This window comes from Pseudomonas sp. GW821-FHT11D10 (genome assembly GCF_058808435.1).
Genome location: NZ_JBXARR010000009.1, coordinates 1 through 18,470, shown reverse-complemented (window position 1 = coordinate 18,470; position 18,470 = coordinate 1). Strand labels below are relative to the sequence as shown.

General features: G+C 60.9%; 17 protein-coding genes, 1 tRNA gene and 1 pseudogene. 7 read left to right on the top strand and 12 right to left on the bottom strand.

The window, feature by feature from the left end:
• The first annotated feature begins 67 nt into the window (after positions 1-67).
• Entirely contained in the window at positions 68-817 is a 750-nt protein-coding gene (locus tag AC1RT4_RS23040; RefSeq protein WP_007955220.1) for an SDR family NAD(P)-dependent oxidoreductase, read from the top strand.
• Between the two features lies 1 nt (position 818).
• Here the strand turns inward: AC1RT4_RS23040 and AC1RT4_RS23035 are convergent, their stop codons facing one another.
• Together AC1RT4_RS23035 and AC1RT4_RS23030 are read right to left on the bottom strand one after the other, a co-directional pair.
• The gene (locus AC1RT4_RS23035) at positions 819-1,490 is read right to left on the bottom strand and encodes a paraquat-inducible protein A (RefSeq protein ID WP_007955218.1); all 672 of its coding nucleotides are present in this window, start codon (positions 1,488-1,490) and stop codon (positions 819-821) included.
• Complete coding sequence (locus AC1RT4_RS23030; protein WP_134023388.1) at positions 1,487-2,083, bottom strand: paraquat-inducible protein A; 597 nt, start codon at positions 2,081-2,083, stop codon at positions 1,487-1,489. The genes AC1RT4_RS23035 and AC1RT4_RS23030 overlap by 4 nt, the downstream gene beginning before the upstream one ends.
• 177 nt (positions 2,084-2,260) lie before the next feature.
• Between AC1RT4_RS23030 and AC1RT4_RS23025 the strand changes: the two genes are divergently transcribed.
• Positions 2,261-2,947 carry an alpha/beta hydrolase gene (locus tag AC1RT4_RS23025; protein ID WP_493088063.1) on the top strand — a complete coding sequence of 229 codons (687 nt, stop codon included), beginning with the start codon at positions 2,261-2,263 and terminating at the stop codon, positions 2,945-2,947.
• A 23-nt stretch (positions 2,948-2,970) separates the two neighbouring features.
• Here AC1RT4_RS23025 and gstA read toward each other — a convergent pair whose 3' ends face one another.
• Entirely contained in the window at positions 2,971-3,582 is a 612-nt protein-coding gene (gstA, locus tag AC1RT4_RS23020; RefSeq protein ID WP_493088061.1) for a glutathione transferase GstA, read from the bottom strand.
• A 108-nt stretch (positions 3,583-3,690) separates the two neighbouring features.
• Here gstA and AC1RT4_RS23015 point away from each other — a divergent pair, with 108 nt between their 5' ends.
• Positions 3,691-4,578, top strand: a complete 888-nt coding sequence (locus AC1RT4_RS23015) for a transcriptional regulator GcvA (protein ID WP_493088059.1) — start codon at positions 3,691-3,693, stop codon at positions 4,576-4,578.
• Between the two features lie 132 nt (positions 4,579-4,710).
• Positions 4,711-5,136, top strand: a complete 426-nt coding sequence (locus tag AC1RT4_RS23010) for a cupin domain-containing protein (protein ID WP_493088057.1) — start codon at positions 4,711-4,713, stop codon at positions 5,134-5,136.
• Positions 5,137-5,202: 66 nt separating this feature from the next.
• On the opposite strand, the gene AC1RT4_RS23005 is transcribed toward AC1RT4_RS23010, so the two are convergent.
• The 4 genes from AC1RT4_RS23005 to AC1RT4_RS22990 form a co-directional block, all read right to left on the bottom strand.
• Positions 5,203-6,318 (bottom strand): alkene reductase, encoded by a 1,116-nt coding sequence (locus AC1RT4_RS23005; RefSeq protein ID WP_493088055.1) that lies wholly within the window; start codon positions 6,316-6,318, stop codon positions 5,203-5,205.
• Positions 6,319-6,465: 147 nt separating this feature from the next.
• Positions 6,466-8,703 (bottom strand): xanthine dehydrogenase family protein molybdopterin-binding subunit, encoded by a 2,238-nt coding sequence (locus AC1RT4_RS23000; protein ID WP_493088053.1) that lies wholly within the window; start codon positions 8,701-8,703, stop codon positions 6,466-6,468.
• Positions 8,700-9,173, bottom strand: coding sequence for a (2Fe-2S)-binding protein (locus tag AC1RT4_RS22995; protein WP_493088051.1), 474 nt, complete (start codon positions 9,171-9,173; stop codon positions 8,700-8,702). Before AC1RT4_RS22995 ends, AC1RT4_RS23000 begins: the two co-directional genes overlap by 4 nt.
• On the bottom strand, positions 9,170-10,435 hold the full coding sequence (locus AC1RT4_RS22990; RefSeq protein WP_493088049.1) for a c-type cytochrome: 1,266 nt from the start codon (positions 10,433-10,435) through the stop codon (positions 9,170-9,172). The genes AC1RT4_RS22995 and AC1RT4_RS22990 overlap by 4 nt, the downstream gene beginning before the upstream one ends.
• A 311-nt stretch (positions 10,436-10,746) precedes the next feature.
• On the opposite strand from AC1RT4_RS22990, the gene AC1RT4_RS22985 reads away from it, so the two are divergent.
• Positions 10,747-11,946 (top strand): MFS transporter, encoded by a 1,200-nt coding sequence (locus AC1RT4_RS22985; protein WP_493088047.1) that lies wholly within the window; start codon positions 10,747-10,749, stop codon positions 11,944-11,946.
• Positions 11,947-12,046: 100 nt separating this feature from the next.
• A complete protein-coding gene (locus tag AC1RT4_RS22980) occupies positions 12,047-12,964 on the top strand; it encodes a LysR family transcriptional regulator (RefSeq protein WP_493088045.1) in 918 nt (305 codons plus the stop codon).
• A 72-nt stretch (positions 12,965-13,036) separates the two neighbouring features.
• Here the strand turns inward: AC1RT4_RS22980 and AC1RT4_RS22975 are convergent, their stop codons facing one another.
• The 5 genes and pseudogenes from AC1RT4_RS22975 to AC1RT4_RS22955 form a co-directional block, all read right to left on the bottom strand.
• Positions 13,037-13,798: a hypothetical protein gene (locus AC1RT4_RS22975; protein ID WP_493088043.1), complete on the bottom strand. Its 762-nt coding sequence runs from the start codon at positions 13,796-13,798 to the stop codon at positions 13,037-13,039.
• Between the two features lie 218 nt (positions 13,799-14,016).
• On the bottom strand, positions 14,017-14,481 hold the full coding sequence (locus AC1RT4_RS22970; RefSeq protein WP_493088041.1) for a hypothetical protein: 465 nt from the start codon (positions 14,479-14,481) through the stop codon (positions 14,017-14,019).
• Positions 14,482-14,494: 13 nt separating this feature from the next.
• Positions 14,495-16,669: a TonB-dependent siderophore receptor gene (locus AC1RT4_RS22965; RefSeq protein WP_493088039.1), complete on the bottom strand. Its 2,175-nt coding sequence runs from the start codon at positions 16,667-16,669 to the stop codon at positions 14,495-14,497.
• A gap of 428 nt (positions 16,670-17,097) precedes the next feature.
• A pseudogene (locus AC1RT4_RS22960) lies at positions 17,098-17,361 on the bottom strand (hypothetical protein); the annotation flags it as partial.
• A gap of 115 nt (positions 17,362-17,476) precedes the next feature.
• Positions 17,477-17,564: transfer RNA gene (locus tag AC1RT4_RS22955), tRNA-Ser, on the bottom strand.
• Positions 17,565-17,686: 122 nt separating this feature from the next.
• Between AC1RT4_RS22955 and AC1RT4_RS22950 the strand changes: the two genes are divergently transcribed.
• The gene (locus tag AC1RT4_RS22950) at positions 17,687-18,358 is read left to right on the top strand and encodes a Bax inhibitor-1/YccA family protein (protein WP_007955123.1); all 672 of its coding nucleotides are present in this window, start codon (positions 17,687-17,689) and stop codon (positions 18,356-18,358) included.
• Positions 18,359-18,470: the final 112 nt, after the last annotated feature.

The window sequence follows — 18,470 nt, the reverse complement described above, 5'->3', positions numbered from 1 at the left end:
AAAGTCGCTTTCAACGGCTCACCTACGACCCGTCACCTTCCTCGAAAACGGTTACTGGAGATTCATCATGAGCAACAGACTTGAAGGCAAAATCGCACTGATCACTGGCGGCACCACCGGCATCGGCCTGGCTTCGGCGCAGGAATTCGTGGCCCAGGGCGCCACGGTATTTATCACTGGCCGTCGTCAGGCCGAACTGGACAAAGCGGTCGCCGCCATCGGCCCGCGAGCCATCGGCATTCAGGGCGATGTGGCGAAGCTGGACGATCTGGATCGCATCTACAGCGAGATCGCCGCGAAGGCCGGGCACCTCGACATCCTGTTCGCCAACGCTGGTGGCGGGGACATGCTGCCGCTGGGTTCGATCACTGAAGAGCACTTCGACCGGATTTTCGGCGCGAACGTGAAGGGCACGCTGTTCACCGTGCAGAAGGCCTTGCCGCTGCTGCGCGATGGCGCATCGATCCTGCTGACTTCGTCGACCACTTCAGTGCAGGGCACGGAGAACTTCAGCGTCTACAGCGCGAGCAAAGCGGCGGTGCGCAACTTCGCGCGGTCGTGGCTGCTGGACCTGAAACCACGGCGCATCCGCGTTAACGCGATCAGCCCTGGCCCGGTGCGCACGCCCGGTCTGGCAGGGCTGGTGCCGGCGGAACACACGCAGGGGCTGTTCGATCAACTGGCGTCTATCGTGCCGATCGGGCGTCTGGGCGAGCCGAGCGAAATTGCCAAGGCTGCGCTGTTCCTCGCCTCGGATGACAGCAGCTTCGTCAACGGTATCGAGTTGTTCGTTGACGGCGGTACTGCGCAGATCTGATTTACGTCGCTTGATGCCCCGGCACTTGTTCAGTCGAGTGTCGGGGTTCTTCCGTTTCTTCGTCCGGCGCGTTATCCCAAATCGCGCGCGGGTCGAAACTCATCGCCGACAACATCGTGAACACCACCACGAGGCCGAAGAACAGAATCCCCGGTCGCGGCTCGATATCCCCCAGCGCCTGGAATTTCACCAGCGCCGCCACCAGCGCAACCACCAGCACATCGAGCATCGACCAGTAGCCGATCAGCTCGACGAAGCGGTACAGCTTCGAACGCTCTTTGCGCGCCCAATGGCTGTCCCGTTGCACGGTGACCAGCAGCAAGGTCAGCGCCACGAATTTCACCCCCGGCACCGCGATGCTGGCGACGAAGATGATCAGGGCGATGTCCCACGCGCCGTGTTCCCAGAACTCCAGCACGCCACTCATGATGGTGCTGTCAGCGCCGCTGCCGAGCAGGGTGGTGTTCATCACCGGCAGCAGATTCGCCGGTACGTAAAACGCCAGCGCGGCGAACATGTAGGCCCAGGTGCGGGTCAGCGAGTTGGTCTTGCGCCGATGCAGCGGGGCGTCGCAACGCGGGCATTGGTGCGGCTCGCCGGTCATGTCGCAGGCCAGTCCGCAGCTGTGGCACAGGCAGAGGTTGAGTTCGGTTGCCGTCGGTGGTCGTTTCATAGGATGTCCCACAGTTCGCGCACGTCGCGCCCGGCGATGCGGATCAGCAACAGGCTGAGCACGGCCAGCGCAAACAGGCCGATACCGGGAATGACGTCAAGCATGCCCGCCAGTTTGAACACCGCCACCATCGCGCCAAGCAAACACACTTCGAGCATGCTCCACGGCCGCAGCGTTTCCAGCCAGCGCATGCACAGTTTGAACCCCGGCGAACGGCGCGAGGCGAGGGCGAAGCTCAAGACCCAGATCAACAAAACCAGCTGAAAGGCCGGGGCGATGATGATCGAGATCGCGGCGACCATCGCCATGAAGGTGATCGGCCCCTGACTCAGGGCCAGCACCGAATCCCACAGCGTCGCGCTGTTTTTCAGGCCCTTCATGCTGATGCTCATCACCGGGTAGAAATTGGCGAACAGCCACAGCATCGCCGCCGTGAAACTCAGCGCCAGACGTTGTTCCACGCTCAGGCCGTTGTAGCGCTGGAGCACGCCGCCGCAACGCACGCAGAGGGTCTTCTGGTGTTTGGCCAGCGTGACTTTTTCGTACACGCAGTCGCAATGCTCGCAGATGATCAGTTGATCGGTGCTGGCCATGGGGCGCTCGACGGGAGAAGGGCATGAACCCCTTCACTATAGAAGCGCTGGGGCATTCAACAACTGTCATATCCCGAAACGCACCTTTGGTCTGGCCAGCGGGCGCATCGGCAGAACCGCTCCATACTCCTGAGCGCCATTGGTAAATCGACCTTCATGAACAGCAGGAGAAAGGCCATGAGTGAAAAGCCGACGATTGTGCTGGTGCACGGTTTCTGGGGCGGTGCCGCGCACTGGGGCAAGGTCATTGTGGAACTGTCGCGCAAGGGCTACAGCGCGATCCGGGCCGTGGAAATGCCCCTGACCTCGCTGGCCGACGACGCCGAGCGCACGCGAAAAATGGTCGCCCAGGTGAACGGGCCGGTGCTGCTGGTCGGGCATTCCTATGGCGGCGCGGTCATCACGCAGGCCGGCAATCAGCCGAATGTGGTCGGTCTGGTCTACATCGCCGCGTTCGCCCCGGATCAGGGCGAAAGCCCCGGCGGCATCACCCAGGAACATTTGCCGGCCGCCGCACCGAATCTGGCGCCGGACAGCGATGGATTCCTCTGGCTCAAGGCTGACAAATTCCATGAAAGTTTCTGCCAGGACCTGCCGGCCGATGAAGCGCTGGTGATGGCGGTCACGCAAAAGGCGCCGCTGGCCAGCACCTTCGGCGATGAAATCAACAACCCGGCGTGGAAGAACAAGCCGTCGTGGTATCAGATTTCCAGCGAAGACCGGATGATCCACCCGGACAACCAGAAGCGCATGTCGGCGCGGCTCAATGCGAAAAAGGTCATTACGTTGAACGCCGGCCATGCGTCGCTGGCTTCTCACGCGGCAGAAGTGGCGGCGTTGATCGACGAAGCCGCCAAGGCCTGACGACGGCCACGCAACCGGAGGTTTCACACCGGTTGTGTGGCATCCTCTTCCGCGATGGCCGCCCGCACGCTGGGCCGCTCGGCGATGCGCGTCATGTAGTTCACCAGCGCTGGCCAGTCTTCGATGGCGATACTGAATGTCGGCAACCACTTCAGCACCGTGAACAGATAGGCATCCGCTACGCCGAACACTTGCATCAGAAAGGGCTGTGTCGCGAGGAGGCGGTTCAGGTAATCCAGACGCTTGAACAGTTTGTGCTTGAAGATCGTTTTGGTGGTTTCCGGGATTTCGCTGCTGAACAACGGCGCGCTGCCGCCATGAATTTCCGAACTGATGAAATTCAGGTATTCCTGCAGGCGCGAGCGTTCCCAGGTGCCATTGGCCGGGGCCAGCGCATGACCGGGTACGAGGTCGGCGAGGTACTGCAGAATCGCCGGGCCTTCGGTCAGCACTTCACCGTTGTCCAGCATCAGCGCAGCCACGTAGCCCTTCGGATTGATCTGGCGAAAGTCCCGGCCGTCAGCGGTTTTTTTGGTCTGGTTGTTGACGCGGATCAGCTCGAACGGCAGCGCCAGCTCGCGCAATACGATGTGCGGTGACAGCGAACAAGTCATGGGGGCGAAGTACAGTTTCATGGGATCTCCTTGCAGGTAGAACCTCAGAGTCCGCTATCGCCGCGCCGCTTCGCAAAGGACAAATGCAGTGCTAGCGTATGACAAAATCTCATGGACTGAAGAGGTCATATGCTCCCCCGACTGCCATCGCTCAACGGATTGCGAGCCTTCGAATGTGTGGCCCGGCACCTGAGCTTCACCCGCGCCGCCGAAGAACTGAACGTCACACAGACCGCGATCAGCCATCAGATCCGGCGCCTCGAAGATGAACTTGGCGTGCGTCTGTTCATGCGCTTGAAGGACGGGTTGGCGCTGACGGAGGAGGGCAACGCGTACTTGCCCGGCATTCGCTCGGCGTTTCTTGAATTGCGCTACTCGACTGAAAAGCTGCTGGAATCGAGCAACAACAGCGTCCTGACCATCAGCACTTTGGTGTCGGTAGCGTCCAAATGGCTGTTGCCGCGCCTGCCGTCGTTTCGCGAAGCGCATCCAGAAATTGATGTGCGGATCAGCGCCTCCACCGAGCTGGTGGACTTTCGCAAGGGCGGCATTGATGCGGCGATCCGCTATGGCGACGGGAATTGGCCGGGGCTACGCGCCGACTGGTTGATGTCCGACGAGATCTTCCCAGTGTGCAGCCCGCGACTGCTGACCGGCGACAAGCCCTTGAAGACGCCGGCGGATCTGGCCCATCACCCTTTGCTGCAAGTCAGCGGCCTGACCGCCAACGACTGGAACGACTGGCTGCACGCGGCAGGCCAGCCACCGCTCACGGCCAAAGGCCCGCGACTGACCTTCGATCTGGCAATGATGGCCGTGCAGACCGCGATTGACGGGCAGGGCGTGTGCATCGGTCGCTCGACCTACGTCGATGACGATTTGCGCGCCGGGCGACTGGTGGCGCCGTTTGATCTGCGGCTGAAGTCCACGTCGGGTTTCTACTTTGTCACGCCCCATGAAAATGCCGAGTCGAAAAAGATCGTGGCATTCAGGCAATGGCTGTCTGAAGTGCTGTGAGTTGTATGCGCGTGTATCAATCCCGCCGCCATACACAATCGGGTAACAAACCCCAACCTCAGGACACATCCCGCGTACATACCTCGCCCAAAGTAGTCGCCAACAGATGACTACTTCCAAGAGGGCAACACCATGCGCCGCACACTTCTGATGACCGCTGCCGCTTTACTCGTTTCGCTGACCGGCCTCGCCCACGCGGCTGACACCCCATCCGCCGCCCCGGCGAAAAGCTGGCAGCAGGGCCTGAGCCGCACCGATCTGGTTCGTCAGGATCTGGGTGCTGCGGATCGCGAAGTGATCCAGGCTCGCGTCGATTTTGAACCGGGCGTCACTTCGCCCAACCATGCGCATCCGGGGGTGGAAGTGGCTTACGTGATCAGCGGCACGTTCGAATACCGGCTTGAAGGGCAGGCGCCGGTGACGCTGAAGGCGGGGGATTCGCTGTTCATCCCGGCGGGCGTGGCGCATATCGCCAAGAACGTCGGCAACGAGAAAGGCTCGGAGCTGGCGACGTATATCGTCAAGAAGGGTGAGCCGCTGCTGATTCTCAAGCAGTAACGTCCCGCCAGTAATGAAGAAGGCCTGCCGATGTGGCAGGCCATTTTGCGTCCGCTGTTCAGCGTATCAGTGGGCGTAAACCGGGTAGTCGGTATAACCACGCTGATCGCCGCCAAAGAACGTGCTCGGGTCCGGTGTGTTGAGCGTCAGGCCTTCGCGGATTCGCCGAGGCAGATCGGGGTTGGCCAGAAACGGTCGGCCGAACGCGATGATGTCGGCGCGACCGTCCGCCAGGGCCTGTTCCGCCGACTCGGGATCGTAGCCGCCGGCGATTATCAATACGCCATCCCACGCCCCACGCAACTGGCCGATGATCGCGTCCCAGCGTGGATCGAAGTTTTCATCCTTGACGGTGCCGACCACGGCCGGCTCGACCAGATGCAGATAGGCCAGCTTCCAGCGGTTCAACGAGCGCACGATGTAGCCGAATGTGGCTTGCGGCGATTCATCGCCCATGCCCATGAAGCGCCCCATGGGCGTCAGGCGAACGCCGACACGGTCGGCACCGACTTCGTCGACCACGGCCGCCACCACTTCCAGCAACAGGCGCGCGCGGTTTTCCAGGGTGCCGCCATAGCCGTCAGTGCGCTGGTTGCTGTTGCTGTTGATGAACTGATCCAGCAGATAGCCGTTGCCAGCGTGAATTTCCACGCCATCCATCCCGGCGTTCAGCGCATTGCGCGCGGCGCGGCGGTAGTCGCTGATGATGTCGGCGATTTCCGACGTTTGCAGTGCGCGGGGTACGGGCACGTCACCCCAGACACCGTTGCCATCGGCATCAACGATGAAGGTCTTGCCCGGTACGGGCAATGCGCTCGGGGCTACCGGCAGTGCGTTGTCGGGTTGAAAGCTTGGGTGCGATACACGGCCCACATGCCACAGTTGCATGAAGATCAACCCGCCGGCCTCGTGTACCTGGTGGCTGACTTCGCGCCAGGCTTGCACTTGTTCGTCGTTGTAGATGCCAGGCGTCCACGCATAACCCTGGCCCTGACGGGAAATCTGCGTTGCTTCGGTGATGATCAGCGCGGCGCTCGCACGCTGGCGGTAGTACTCGGCGTTCATGGACGTCGGGATGTCACCCGGCTGGCCGGCGCGGGAGCGTGTCAACGGCGCCATCGCAATCCGGTGGGGAAGTGTGTAGGGGCCGAGAGCGATGGGGTGGAACAGATGTTGCGCCATGGGTGTTCTCCAGAATTCGGAAAGGTCGGTGGACGGTGTCGGACATAGGGGCCGGCACCGGATGGCCCTACGTTAAGCGGCTGTCCGGCGCTTGATAATCCACACGCGACGCCACGCTGCATTGCGTGAAATGCAACGTGGCGCGGATCAGGAAGGCTGTTGCGAGCGGGTCAGGGGCAGGTTCAGCCAGCGCCGTCCGGTGGCATTCGCCACGGCGTTGCCGATGGCTGCCGCCATGGGACCCTGAACGATTTCGGCGGCCCCCAGAAACGGTTGCCCCGGCTGGTCGAGCAGATGAACGTCGACCTTTTTGGGTACTTGCGAGAAGCGCAGTATCGGGTAGCCGCTCCAGTCGTAGCTGCGGATGCCGCCGGCGTCATAGGCGACCTTTTCATACAGCGTCCAGCTGGTGGACTGCACGATCCCGCCCTCGACCTGGTTGCGCAGGCCATCGGGGTTGACGATCTGTCCCACGTCCACCGCCGTGACGACGTGATCAATCTGCACTTCGCCGGTCTGCGGATGCACCCGAAGACGCACGGCGATGGCGCAGTAGCCCATGATGTTTTTGTAGCGCGCGAAGGCGAAGCCAAGGCCGGCACCGGGTTCGCTGTTTTTTTGTGGCCAGCCGACGGCATCGCGAACCTGTTCCACGACAGCCCTTGCCCGGGGATCGGTCAGGTGTGCCAGGCGCAGGGCAACCGGATCGAGCCCGGCCTCGGCAGCGAGTTCGTCGATGCAGGCTTCGATGGCGAAGACGTTGATGTGCGCGCCGAGCGAGCGCATGGCTGAAGTGCGGAACGGCATTTCGGTGACGAAGTTCATGTCGATCCGCGAGGAGGCCACGGTGTACAGCGGCACCGCGTTGCGATCGCCATCGCCTTCAGGCTGGGCGATCGGCACCGAGGGTGCGGAGGCGAACGGCCGGGCCAGCAGGCGTGCGGGCAGCAAGCGCCCGGCGTTGACGATGCGTTCGTTGTGCGGCGTGGTCCACAGCTCGTAGTTCCAGTCCTGCAGCCGACCCTGTGCGTCAAGGTTGGCTTGTACTTCGGTGACCATCGCCGAGCTGTAGGGCTCCCAGAGGTTTTCCTGCTCGCGCATCCATTGCACTCGCACCGGCGTGCCCGGCACGCGCATGGCAATCAACGCGGCGTCGGCCGCTGCATCGTCTGCGCCGTTGTGGCCGTAACAGCCGGAACCTTCGGTGTGGATGCAGCGCACGCGCTCGGGCGGCAGCCGCAGCATCTCGGCGATCCCGGTTCGCAGGGGATACACGCCCTGGGTGTGGGTCCAGACGGTGAGGGTGCCGTCCTTGAACCAGGCCACGGCGCAGGACGGACCGATCGAACCGTGCATCAGATATTGCTTGGTCACGCGGGCGCGATATTGGTTGTCGGTCGCGCCCTGGGGTGTACCTTCATGGCTGATCGGATAACGACGTGAGGGCAGGCGTTCGAGCAGCGTGTGGATGTCGCGCGATTCGGGAATCGCCTGTCCGCCGTTCCAGCGCGCCGAGGCGTATCCATGACGCATGGCTTTGATCGCTTGCCATTCATCCCGCGCCACCACGGCCAGATAATTGCCGTCGCGAATTACCTGCACCACCCCGGACAGGGCCTTGATCGATTCCGCATCGATGGCTTCCAGCGTGCAGCCGGGCCGCGGCGGGCGGATGACCCGGGCGTGGAGCATGCCCGGCAGGCGAATGTCCTGCACGAACGCAGCGCCGCCGCTGACTTTGCCCGGGATATCCAGGCGTGGCAGCGAATGGCCGATGAGCTTGAATGACGCCGGTGGCATCGAGGGCGATGCGGATTTTGCGTAGCGGTGCAGATCGACATGCTGGACGGCGTCGGCGTAAGACATGCGTTGACCGGTCGGGCCGAGAATGATGCCGTCCCGAGTCGTCAGCAGCGCCGGCGCAACGTTCCAGCTGCGTCCGGCCGATTCCAGCAGCATCTCGCGCACTTGTGCCGCCGCGTTGAACAGCGCGGTGCCGCTGTCGAAAATCGTGTGGCTGCCGGCGGTGTAGCCTTCGTTCGGCGTCAGTGCGGTGTCGGCGGTGAGCAGGTTGATCGCGGTCGGGGCGACCTCCAGGCGTTCAGCGGCAATTTGCAGCAACGCGGTTTTGACCCCGGTGCCCAGTTCGACTTTGCCGGTGTAGACGGTGATGCCGTCAGGGCCGACGCGGATCCAGGCATCGAGCCAGGGATTGGTGCGCAGGCTGCCGGGCAGGTCCGGCGCCAGCACGACTGTGCCCAGGGTATCGACTTCGGTATCGGCCAGGGCGCGGCGCGAGACCGGTACCAGAGCGAACGCCACCAGCAGAGCGCCCCCGCGCAGGAACGCACGGCGACTCTGATCGACCTCATTGATCGTCGTCATTGCGCACTCCCGTTTTGCCGGGCGACAAGGCTGATCGCCTCGATGATGCGCAAGTGTGTGCCGCAGCGACACAGGTTGCCTGCCATGTGCTCGCGAATGGTCTGCTCATCGGGATGCGGATTGCTTTCCAGCAGTGACTGCGCACGCATCAACATGCCGGCGATGCAGTAACCGCATTGGGCGGCCTGCTTGTCGATGAACGCTTGCTGCAGAGAACCGGGGTGTTCGGCTGTTCCCAGGCTTTCGACCGTCCGAACTTTTTTGCCGTCGAGGCCGGCGCAGGGTGTCAGACAGGAAAACACCGGTTTGTCATCGACGATGACGGTGCAGGCGCCGCATTGGCCCAGTCCGCACCCGTACTTGGCGCCGTTCAGGCCCAGATGATTGCGCAGCGCATAGAGCAGCGGCATGTCGGGTTCCAGCTCGAGAGCTCGGGAGGATCCGTTGACGTTGAGGGTGATCTGAGTCATTTCGTCTCCTGACGTAGCGCGTCGAGTGTGGCAGGAAGGTCTGTCCAGGGTTGATCGGGGCTGGCGCTTTGGCGCAACCAGGTCGCCAGAGCGGTGAGTTGGGCGTTATCGAGACTGGCGGCGAAAGAGGGCATCACCGGCCCCGGCCGGCCGGGTTTTGCCGGGATGCCTTCGAGTACGGTTTTCAGAAAGTTGCGCGGGCTCGCGGCCTGCAGCGCCGAAGTGCGATCCAGTGCCGGGCGGCCGTCGACTTCACGCATCGGCGCACCTTGGGCATGACAGCCGGCGCAGGCACTGGCGAACAGCAGGGCGCCCGAGGATCGATCCGATGGCTCGGCGCTTGCGGTGGTTCTCGTCATTTCGTTGATCGCGGTTTTCGCCGGCAGACTCAGCAAGTATTCGGCAATCGCCTGAGCATCTTCCACGGGCAAGCGCGCCAGACCGAGACTGACCGGACGCATCGGGCCCGCCGCCGTGCCGTGTCCGTCGACCACTTCGGCCCGCAGGTAACTCACCAGTTGCTCGCTGCTCCACGGGTTTTCCCGGTGCGCCATGCCCAGCAGTGACGGCGCGTCCCAGCCATCCACGGTGCCGCCGGCCAGGCTTTCGCCGGACTTCTCGGCACCGATCAGGTTCAACGGCGAATGACAGCCCGCGCAGTGGCCCGGACCTTCGACCAAGTAACGCCCGCGATTCCACACCTGCGATTGCTGCGCCACCGGCGTCAGCGGCTTCGTATGCAGGAACAGCAGGTTCCAGAACGACACCAGTGGCCGGATGTTCATCGGGAAGTTCATGCGGTTCTGTTGTGGCGGCGAGCTCACGGCCGGGCCGCTCATCAGGTACGCATAGGCGTCGGCGATGTCGTCTTGGCTCATGCGCCGGTAATGAACGTAAGGGAAGGCCGGGTACAGGAAGTGGCCGTCGCGGGAGATCCCTTCACGCATCGCCCGCTCGAAGGCCGGCAACGACCATTGGCCGATGCCGGTCTGTGGATCCGGGGTGATATTGGTGCTGTAGAGGGTGCCGAACGGCGTCACCAGCGGCAGTCCTCCGGCCAGGTATTGGCCGCCGGGCCGCGTATGACACACCGCACAGTCGCCCGCCTCGACGACGCGCGCGCCGCGTTGCAGTTGCGCGGAGTCGAAGGATTGCAGGCGCTCGACAGGTGCAATTGCCGGGCGCCACATCAGCGTGAGGGCTGTCATTGCTCCGATCGACGCGAGGGCGGCCGCGCTGATCCACAGCGCTCTGGATCTCATGAAGTGGCCGTTCATGAGCAGGTGCTGCCCAAGCGGCACGCGGTGGGAATGGGGGACGGATTCGGCATCACGACAACTCCTTGAACGACCGGGGAACGGCGCTGATGGAAAGCCCTGCGCCAGGTGCCCAAGGGTAGAGAAGGTGCATACGTCCGAGTATTGCCGGACCGCGCAATAGCACGTTGCGTCAAGTGCAACGCCGCAGATCGTTGCACTTGGCGCATCACTCAATTGCCTTCGCGATGGATACACGATGGCCTGCGCGACCCTTAGCCTTGGCGTCACTTTTCCAAACTCATCGAGGTGTCATCATGCTTACGGGCAATCCGGCAGCGGCGGCCAAGGCCGGACAATCCGCTTCTCTTTCCGGCCTGATGGTCGCGTTCCTGGCATTCTGCTGCGGCGCGGTCGTGGCCAACCTTTATTACGCCCAACCGATCGTCGAACTGATCGCGCCGCAGATCGGCCTGTCCAGCGCCAATGCCAGTCTGATCGTTTCACTCACGCAGTTCGGTTATGCGCTGGGCCTGCTGTTGCTGGTGCCGCTGGCCGACCTGATGGAAAACCGCCGATTGGTGGTGGGCTTTACCCTGGCGGCGAGCGTGACCCTGTTGTGCGCCGGTCTGACGCACTCGCCGTCGATGTTCCTTGTTCTGTCGTTGCTGATCGGCCTGACTTCGGTGGCGGTACAGATCCTGGTGCCGTTGGCGGCGCATCTGGCGCCCGAGGCGACCCGTGGGCGGGTGGTGGGCAACATCATGAGTGGCCTGTTGCTGGGCATTCTGCTGTCGCGGCCACTGTCGAGTCTGCTGGTGGAAGTGTTCGGCTGGCGCGGGGTGTTTTTCAGCGCAGCGGCGCTGATGGCCGTCATCGCCCTGATCACTGCGATTGCCCTGCCGCGACGTGTACCCACGCATCAGGCGACCTACGCGGCGCTGATCGGCTCGGTGTTTGCGCTGGCCCGTCGGCATGGGGTTCTGCGTCAGCGTTCGCTGTATCAGGGCTTGCTGTTCGCCAGCTTCAGCCTGTTCTGGACCCTCGCACCGATCGAGCTGATGCGGCACCACGGCTTCAGTCAGGCACAGGTGGCGATATTTGCACTGGTCGGTGCCGTCGGCGCGGTGGCAGCGCCGATTGCCGGAAGGTTGGCCGATGCCGGGCATGGTCGGCGCGGGACGCTCGTTGCACTGTTGCTGGCGCCAGCCTCCTTGCTGATCGCCGCGCTGCCGGGCAGCAGCTATGTCTGGTTGGTGGTTTGTGCGGTGCTGCTGGATTTCGCCGTGCAACTGAACATGGTGCTGGGCCAGCGCGAGGTGTACGCCATCGATCCGCACAGCCGGGCTCGGCTGAATGCCGTGTACATGACCAGCATCTTCATTGGCGGTGCTCTGGGATCGTTGGTCGCAAGTCCGCTCTACGAACATTTTGGCTGGAATCTGTCCGCCGTGACCGTGGCGTTGCTGCCAGCGCTGGCCCTGGCGATGTTCCTGAGCCGCAGGGCCGATGCCTGAACCTCGGGCAGCAGTGAGTCCGATGAAGCACGGTCCTACAAGACGACAGGTAAACGGTGATGCACAATCATCACCGTTTCCTTTCGATCGGGCTCCACTTATGGACAAGTTGCTGGCACTGAAGATGTTCGTTGAAACCGTACGTTGCGGTGGTTATTCCTCGGCGGCGCGCAAACTCGGCATCTCGACGTCCTCGGTGACACGCCAGGTGGCCGGGCTGGAAAACGAGTTGGGCGCCAGCCTGCTCAATCGCACGACGCGCAACACCAGCGTGACGGTCGCCGGCCAAACCTATTTCGAGAAAGCGGTGGCCATTCTCGATGCCATCGACGAGGCCGACGCGGTTGTCGCCGACCGTGGCAGCGAGGCGCAGGGACGCCTGCGCATCAGTGTGCCGGTCGAATTCGGCCGACAGATCATTGCACCGCAACTGGGGGTATTGCTCGACCGCCATCCGGGGCTTGAAATCAGTGTGTCGTTGAGTGATCAGGTCAGCGATCTGCTGAGCGAGCAGATCGATGTCTCGGTGCGACTGGGATCATCGGTGGTCAGTGACGATATCGTCAGCAAGCGCGTGGGCGGCTTCCAGCGCTGGGTGGTGGCGAGTCCGGATTACCTGAGCCGTCACGCTGTGCCAGCGCATCCACGAGACTTGCTCGAGCATCAATGCCTGCGCTTTGACTACGGCGGTGCGCACCAGCACTGGACGTTCCAGGGCGACGAGGAAACCATCCAGCTCAATGTGCATGGCCGCCTGCAAAGCAACAACGCCGATATCCTGCGCGAAGCGGCGGTGGCGGGGCGCGGTGTGACCCTGCTGGCCGACTGGCTGGTGCGCGCCGATGTCGAGGCGGGTCGGTTGACGCGGCTGCTGGAGGGGTATGAAGTCAACCCCGGTAATGCGAGCTGCTGCATCAATGCGTTGTATCTGCCCAATCACCGGGGCTCCAGTCGTATCAATGTGTTCATCGACTTTCTGGAAGAAATTCTGGCGACAGATCCATCGAGTCAACGCTAGACCTTCAACGCGGCAGCAGCCTTTACAGAAAAGGCCTGTCTTCTCGAGAGGCCTTGTTGACGAAAGCGATACTTAAGTAAAAAGCAGATTTGCGGCATTGGCGCGATTGGAGCCAAACAAATCGAAAAACTCCGGTTTGGTTGCGGGTGGAGTCATCCAGTCAAGAACTTCGATATAGTCAAGGTTGGCAACAAATAATTCGAGTATTTCTCCGGGAAGAGCACCCAGTTCGCTGTCGGTGACTTTCCGTCCGTGCCCGGCTGGATCAACTTCAAAGTTGCCATTGCCTACGATGTCGCGAAAGTAGAAATTTATGTGCTGGTCGGGAAGTACATCCTTGAGCCATGGGTACTTTGGCTGGCTTGAATAATCCACGTCAAATCCGGTTGCAGTTTCTACAAACTCCAGAAAAGCATCGGCGGGGTGGAATTTATTTGGAAACTCCAGGATGGGCATGCTTTGAGTGATGCGAAATTTCACCAGGGCGCGGTGGGAAGTCGACTGGGTGTAGCAGTATTCTCCGGCATACGACGGACTTTGAGACAGCCATATGTGACCGCGCGTCGCTAACAGCTCATCGATGTTCACGATGGGGGATGTTGAACGAATGCCTGAGTAGAATATTGTGTCGGCGTCGACCGTGGAGAGTGTTGCGCCAATTTCATTCCAGACTCTCATCAAGGACTGATTGGTCTTTGAATAAGTCGTATCTGGCAGCGTTAAGTCCTGCCTGCCTGGCTCACTGTTTCCAGAAAGGGTCTGTTGATATTCGGGAAGGGCGGAAGCAATGGCCTTGTCAGATTTTTTACGTTTGAAAAGGTTCAGGAAGTTCATTATTCGTGCATTTGGTTGGGGGATGAGGAAGGAGCTTACCCAGCAAGGGTGGTGAGTTGCCATCATCCTGTAGGTGAATTGCTTCTTGCGGTGCATCAACGGTGGGGCGCAGGGGTTTAAGGCTGCGGGTTGAAGATTGTGAGTCTGCCGGCAGTCAATCAAAAGGTGGGCAAGGTTTGCCGGAGAGCTTCTGCAGCAGTCTTCTGAGCGCTAAATAGCTAACGCGCAAACCACGGCCGGGTTTCTGCCCGGGTGCAGTGGATCGAATCGATACGACGGTTTAACGCATCTACTCTGGAGCTGTCGAAAGGCTTGAAGAGGGCACTGAAGTTCTGACTGATTTCCGAGAGTTCTATAGAAAGCAGATCACCAAGATTTTGGCACTGTGTAAGACGTTCTTCTTCGGCTGTGGGCATCGGCACCGAATCGATCTGTTTTTCATATTCGCTTTTTTCTTTCGGCGTGCTGGAGCAGCCAGCGAGGAGGGCAGCGATCAGCATCCCACTGATGCGCCATGTGTGAATGTTCAATTCCATATGAAACCGTAATTGACCTTTAAACCGGGTGGGCGAGATTAACGGAGTTGCCGATCGCATGCCATGCAGCGGAGAGAAAACTCGAATCCCGGAAAAAACGAAGCCCTGAATATCAGGGCTTCGTCGTATAAAAGCTTGCGCGTCCATGCGCCGGTATCCTTTAGAAGGTGTATTTGGCCGTCAACATCATGTTGCGCGGGCTGCCATAACTGTCGCCGCCGTAGCTGACGGAGTTGGCGATGGTGGAGTAGTACTTGCGGTCGAAGATGTTGTTGGCGTTGAGTTGCAGATCGAGGTTCTCATTGACCCGGTAGCCGGCCATCAGGTCGGTCACGGCGTACGCGCCTTGCTTGAGGCGGTAGTTGCCGCCATCGAGCAGTTCGATGTCGTTGTACATGCGGCTCTGCCAGGAGATGTTGCCGCCCACGCGCAGTTTCTCCAGCGGGCCCTGGAAGTTGTAGCGGGTGGTCAGTTTGAACAGGTGTTCCGGCGTGTCGGTGTCGAACTGCTTGTTCACATTCTGCGGGTTCGCCTCGTCCTTGATGGTGTGCGTGCGGGCGTAGGTGTAGCCGCCGCCGATCTGCCAGTTGTCGGTGAGCGCGCCTTGCAGTTCGAGGTCGATACCCTGGCTGCGGATCTCGCCGGAGGCCTCATAGCAGGACGACTGCGGGCAGTTCGGCACGAACACTTGCACCGCGCGGTTTTCCTGATCGACACGGAACACGGCGAGGCTGGCGTTCAGCGCGCCGCCCAGGTATTCGCCCTTGATGCCGACCTCGTAGTTCTTGCCCACGATTGGTTTGACCGGGCTGCCGGAGGTGTCCTTGCTGCTCTGCGGGGTGAAGATGTCGCTGTAGCTGGCGTACACCGAATGATGGTCGTCCAGCTCGTAGATCAGGCCGGCATAGCGGGTGACGTTGCGGGTGACTTTGTAGTCGCCGTCGCCATCGCGGTTGTCGTAGTCGTACCAGTCCAGACGTCCGCCGAGGATCAGCTTCAGCGGGTCGGCCAGGCTCAGGCGGGTGGTCAGGTACACACCGTCCTGAGTGGTGACTTCACGCCCGTTGTCGGTGTGGACGAAGTCCGGTTTGCCGGCGTTGATCGGCCAGTTGGTGTCGTACGGCGAGTAGTTGTGGGTGGTCAGGTCGTAGATGCGTTTGCTGGCGCCGACCACCAGTTCATGGCTGCGCCCGAAGGCTTCGAACGGGCCGCTGAAGAAGGCGTCGAGACCGGCCTGGTTTTCATCGGCCTTGGACTGGTAAACCGTGCGGGCCAGGGTGTCGTTGACCCAGCGCGACTGGTACGAGCCGGAGAACAGCGCGTTCTGCTCGGAATAGTTGGCGTTGACCTGCAGCCTCCAGTCGTTGGCCAGTTGCTGACGGATCTCGGCGAAGACGGTGTTGATCTCCTGATCTTTGTCTTCCCAGGAAGTGCCGGGGTTGTAGGAGCGCGGCAGGTCGAGGTGATGGCCGTCGAGGCCGATCATCGACGAGCCCCAGAAGTAATTTGTCCTGTCTTTCTGGTGCGAGAAACCGAGGGTCAGCGTGGTGTCATCGCTCAGGTCGGCTTCGGTGACGGCGTAGAACAGGCCGTGTTGTTCGTCCACGTCATCGATGAAACTGTTGGCGTCGCGGTAGGAAGTGACGACCCGGCCACGAAAGGTGCCGCTGTCATTGAGCGGGCTGGAAGCATCGAGCTCGCCGCGATAGTTGTCCCAGGTCCCGGCGGCGCCGGTCAGGGTGACGCGTTGCTCGTCCAATGGGCGTTTGCGCACCAGGTTGATCGCCGCCGAAGGGGTGCCGGCACCCGTGACCAGACCGGTCGCCCCCCGCACTACTTCCACTCGATCGAACATCGCCAGATTCGGCTGGGATCCCACGTTCACGCCGTTGTAGCCGCTTGGAATGCCGTCGTACATCAGGTTGTCGATGTCGAATCCACGGGATGTGTAGGTCTGTCGGCCGGGGCCGCTGGAGTAGTTGAGGAACAGGCCCGGCGTGGCGTTGACCACGTCATTGATGCTGGTCATCGCCTGATCGTCCATGCGCTGGCGGGTGATGACGGTGACGGCTTGCGGCGTTTCGCGCAGGGTCAACGGCAGTTTGGTGGCGGTGGCCATGGTGCCGGTGGTGTAGGAATCGGAGCCTTCGGTGGTGCTGCCCAACTGGGTGGACGTGATCGCGGTCGCGCCGAGCTCGAGAGTGGCGGGTGGGGCAGTGTCCTGCGCCTCGCGGGTTTCATCGGCCAGCGCCGGGGTCATGACGGCCATGCAGATGGCCATGGACAGGAGGTTGCGTGACGGTTTGGAACTATGCAGCGAGGTAGGGCGCGACATGAAGACTTCCTGATTTTAAATAGCAAACAAAGAGCAGTTGAGAATCATTGCTAATAATTGTGTCAGGGTTTTTTACAGCGACAAAGCGATTCGTGAAAAAAATGTGAAATCGCGCAATTGGAGAGGGAGGTGGGTTTGTGTCGTTACGGAACCGCTCAAGCACGGCCCTTGCAGCTCAGACAGCCGAAAAGCCGTTTGTCAGTTTCCAATGCAAACCAACAGGTTGGCGCCTACTTTTGTGGCCGGGTCAGCCAAATGACAGGAGAAATTCTGAAGTCATTGAAGCGAATTCGGTTGGCCCCGTGACGTTGATTTCAGGATGGATCTTGAATGAGGCGCGCAGCGTCGCTCAGGCGATGCGCAACGGAAACCCGTGCCTTTGAACTCGTTAAGGAGAACCGCAGATGGCAATCAGTTACCGAGACCGGTCAGGGCACCAATGACGGCTTGGTAGCGACCGAGACGGTGAAGGTCATGACAAACAACACGACGAGTATCCAGAACGTCACCACGATTGTCAGCATGACGCCCTTCAGACCTTTATAAAGCCAGCGCAGCCAATGGCCTTGCGGTTTTGTTTCTGATCGGGTTCTGAGTACGCCTTTCAAATAAAAACCGAGGAGGGCAAGCACTGCACCATCAATGAACAGTGCAGGAAGGCCGGATACGGGGAAAATGCTTTCCCATCGATATGGAATCGGTGGTGCTTCCGTGTTGCTTCTTGAAATGGCTCTATAAGGACGCAGATTTTTCAGAACGCCAGAAACGACAAAGCCCTGAATAATCAGGGCTTTGTCGTATCAAATATGGCGGAGGCGATGGGATTCGAACTCATGGACCTGTTACAGTCGACGGTTTTCAAGACCGTTGCCTTAAACCACTCGGCCACACCTCCGTTGCGTTGCGGGCGCCATAATACCTGAATGAAACACACTGTCAAACTCTGTGCATGGCTTGTTACAGAGCGTCTGTTATGATCTTTGCGACTGAACGTTTCAAACCAACAGGAGTGTCGCCATGCGCGAACAGGATTACGCAGTTCACAACAGCGTGCAGGCTGAGCAGCTAGAGGTTAGCCGCGTCCTGCGCAACACTTACGGTCTACTGGCGCTCACCCTCGCATTCAGCGGTGTGATGGCGTTCGTGGCCCAGCAGATGCGGGTCGGCTACCCGAATATTTTCGTGGTGCTGATCGGTTTCTACGGGCTGTTCTTCCTCACCAACAAGCTTCGTGATTCCGCCTGGGGCCTGGTGTCGGCGTTTGCCCTGACCGGTTTCATGGGTTTCCTGCTCGGCCCGATCCTCAACCGTTACCTGGGCATGCAGGGCGGCGCTGAAGTGGTCAGCTCCGCGTTCGCGATGACCGCGCTGGTGTTCGGTGGTCTGTCGGCCTACGTGCTGATCACCCGCAAGGACATGAGCTTCCTCGGTGGCTTCATCACCGCCGGTTTCTTCGTCCTGCTGGGTGCGACGCTGGCAAGCATGTTCTTCCAGATCAGCGGCCTGCAATTGGCGATCAGCGCTGGTTTCGTGCTGTTCTCGTCGGTCTGCATCCTGTTCCAGACCAGCGCCATCATCCACGGCGGCGAGCGCAACTACATCATGGCGACCATCAGCCTGTATGTATCGATCTACAACCTGTTCGTCAGCCTGTTGCAGATCTTCGGCATCATGAGCCGCGACGACTGATCGCTGCACCGCTAAAAACAGAAAACCCGCGAAAGCGGGTTAATGAGATGGTCACCCCCAACACCCTGCGAGGGCTACGCTTTCGCAGGGTGTTTTGTTTTCGGAGGCCATC

What these genes read in the sequence shown, in the direction of transcription:
- AC1RT4_RS23040 (WP_007955220.1), top strand. Translation starts at nt 68, where the DNA reads ATGAGCAACAGACTTGAAGGCAAAATCGCACTGATCACTGGCGGCACC.
- AC1RT4_RS23035 (WP_007955218.1), bottom strand. Translation starts at nt 1,490, where the DNA reads ATGAAACGACCACCGACGGCAACCGAACTCAACCTCTGCCTGTGCCAC.
- AC1RT4_RS23030 (WP_134023388.1), bottom strand. Translation starts at nt 2,083, where the DNA reads ATGGCCAGCACCGATCAACTGATCATCTGCGAGCATTGCGACTGCGTG.
- AC1RT4_RS23025 (WP_493088063.1), top strand. Translation starts at nt 2,261, where the DNA reads ATGAGTGAAAAGCCGACGATTGTGCTGGTGCACGGTTTCTGGGGCGGT.
- gstA (WP_493088061.1), bottom strand. Translation starts at nt 3,582, where the DNA reads ATGAAACTGTACTTCGCCCCCATGACTTGTTCGCTGTCACCGCACATC.
- AC1RT4_RS23015 (WP_493088059.1), top strand. Translation starts at nt 3,691, where the DNA reads ATGCTCCCCCGACTGCCATCGCTCAACGGATTGCGAGCCTTCGAATGT.
- AC1RT4_RS23010 (WP_493088057.1), top strand. Translation starts at nt 4,711, where the DNA reads ATGCGCCGCACACTTCTGATGACCGCTGCCGCTTTACTCGTTTCGCTG.
- AC1RT4_RS23005 (WP_493088055.1), bottom strand. Translation starts at nt 6,318, where the DNA reads ATGGCGCAACATCTGTTCCACCCCATCGCTCTCGGCCCCTACACACTT.
- AC1RT4_RS23000 (WP_493088053.1), bottom strand. Translation starts at nt 8,703, where the DNA reads ATGACGACGATCAATGAGGTCGATCAGAGTCGCCGTGCGTTCCTGCGC.
- AC1RT4_RS22995 (WP_493088051.1), bottom strand. Translation starts at nt 9,173, where the DNA reads ATGACTCAGATCACCCTCAACGTCAACGGATCCTCCCGAGCTCTCGAG.
- AC1RT4_RS22990 (WP_493088049.1), bottom strand. Translation starts at nt 10,435, where the DNA reads ATGAGATCCAGAGCGCTGTGGATCAGCGCGGCCGCCCTCGCGTCGATC.
- AC1RT4_RS22985 (WP_493088047.1), top strand. Translation starts at nt 10,747, where the DNA reads ATGCTTACGGGCAATCCGGCAGCGGCGGCCAAGGCCGGACAATCCGCT.
- AC1RT4_RS22980 (WP_493088045.1), top strand. Translation starts at nt 12,047, where the DNA reads ATGGACAAGTTGCTGGCACTGAAGATGTTCGTTGAAACCGTACGTTGC.
- AC1RT4_RS22975 (WP_493088043.1), bottom strand. Translation starts at nt 13,798, where the DNA reads ATGAACTTCCTGAACCTTTTCAAACGTAAAAAATCTGACAAGGCCATT.
- AC1RT4_RS22970 (WP_493088041.1), bottom strand. Translation starts at nt 14,481, where the DNA reads ATGGACGCGCAAGCTTTTATACGACGAAGCCCTGATATTCAGGGCTTC.
- AC1RT4_RS22965 (WP_493088039.1), bottom strand. Translation starts at nt 16,669, where the DNA reads ATGTCGCGCCCTACCTCGCTGCATAGTTCCAAACCGTCACGCAACCTC.
- AC1RT4_RS22950 (WP_007955123.1), top strand. Translation starts at nt 17,687, where the DNA reads ATGCGCGAACAGGATTACGCAGTTCACAACAGCGTGCAGGCTGAGCAG.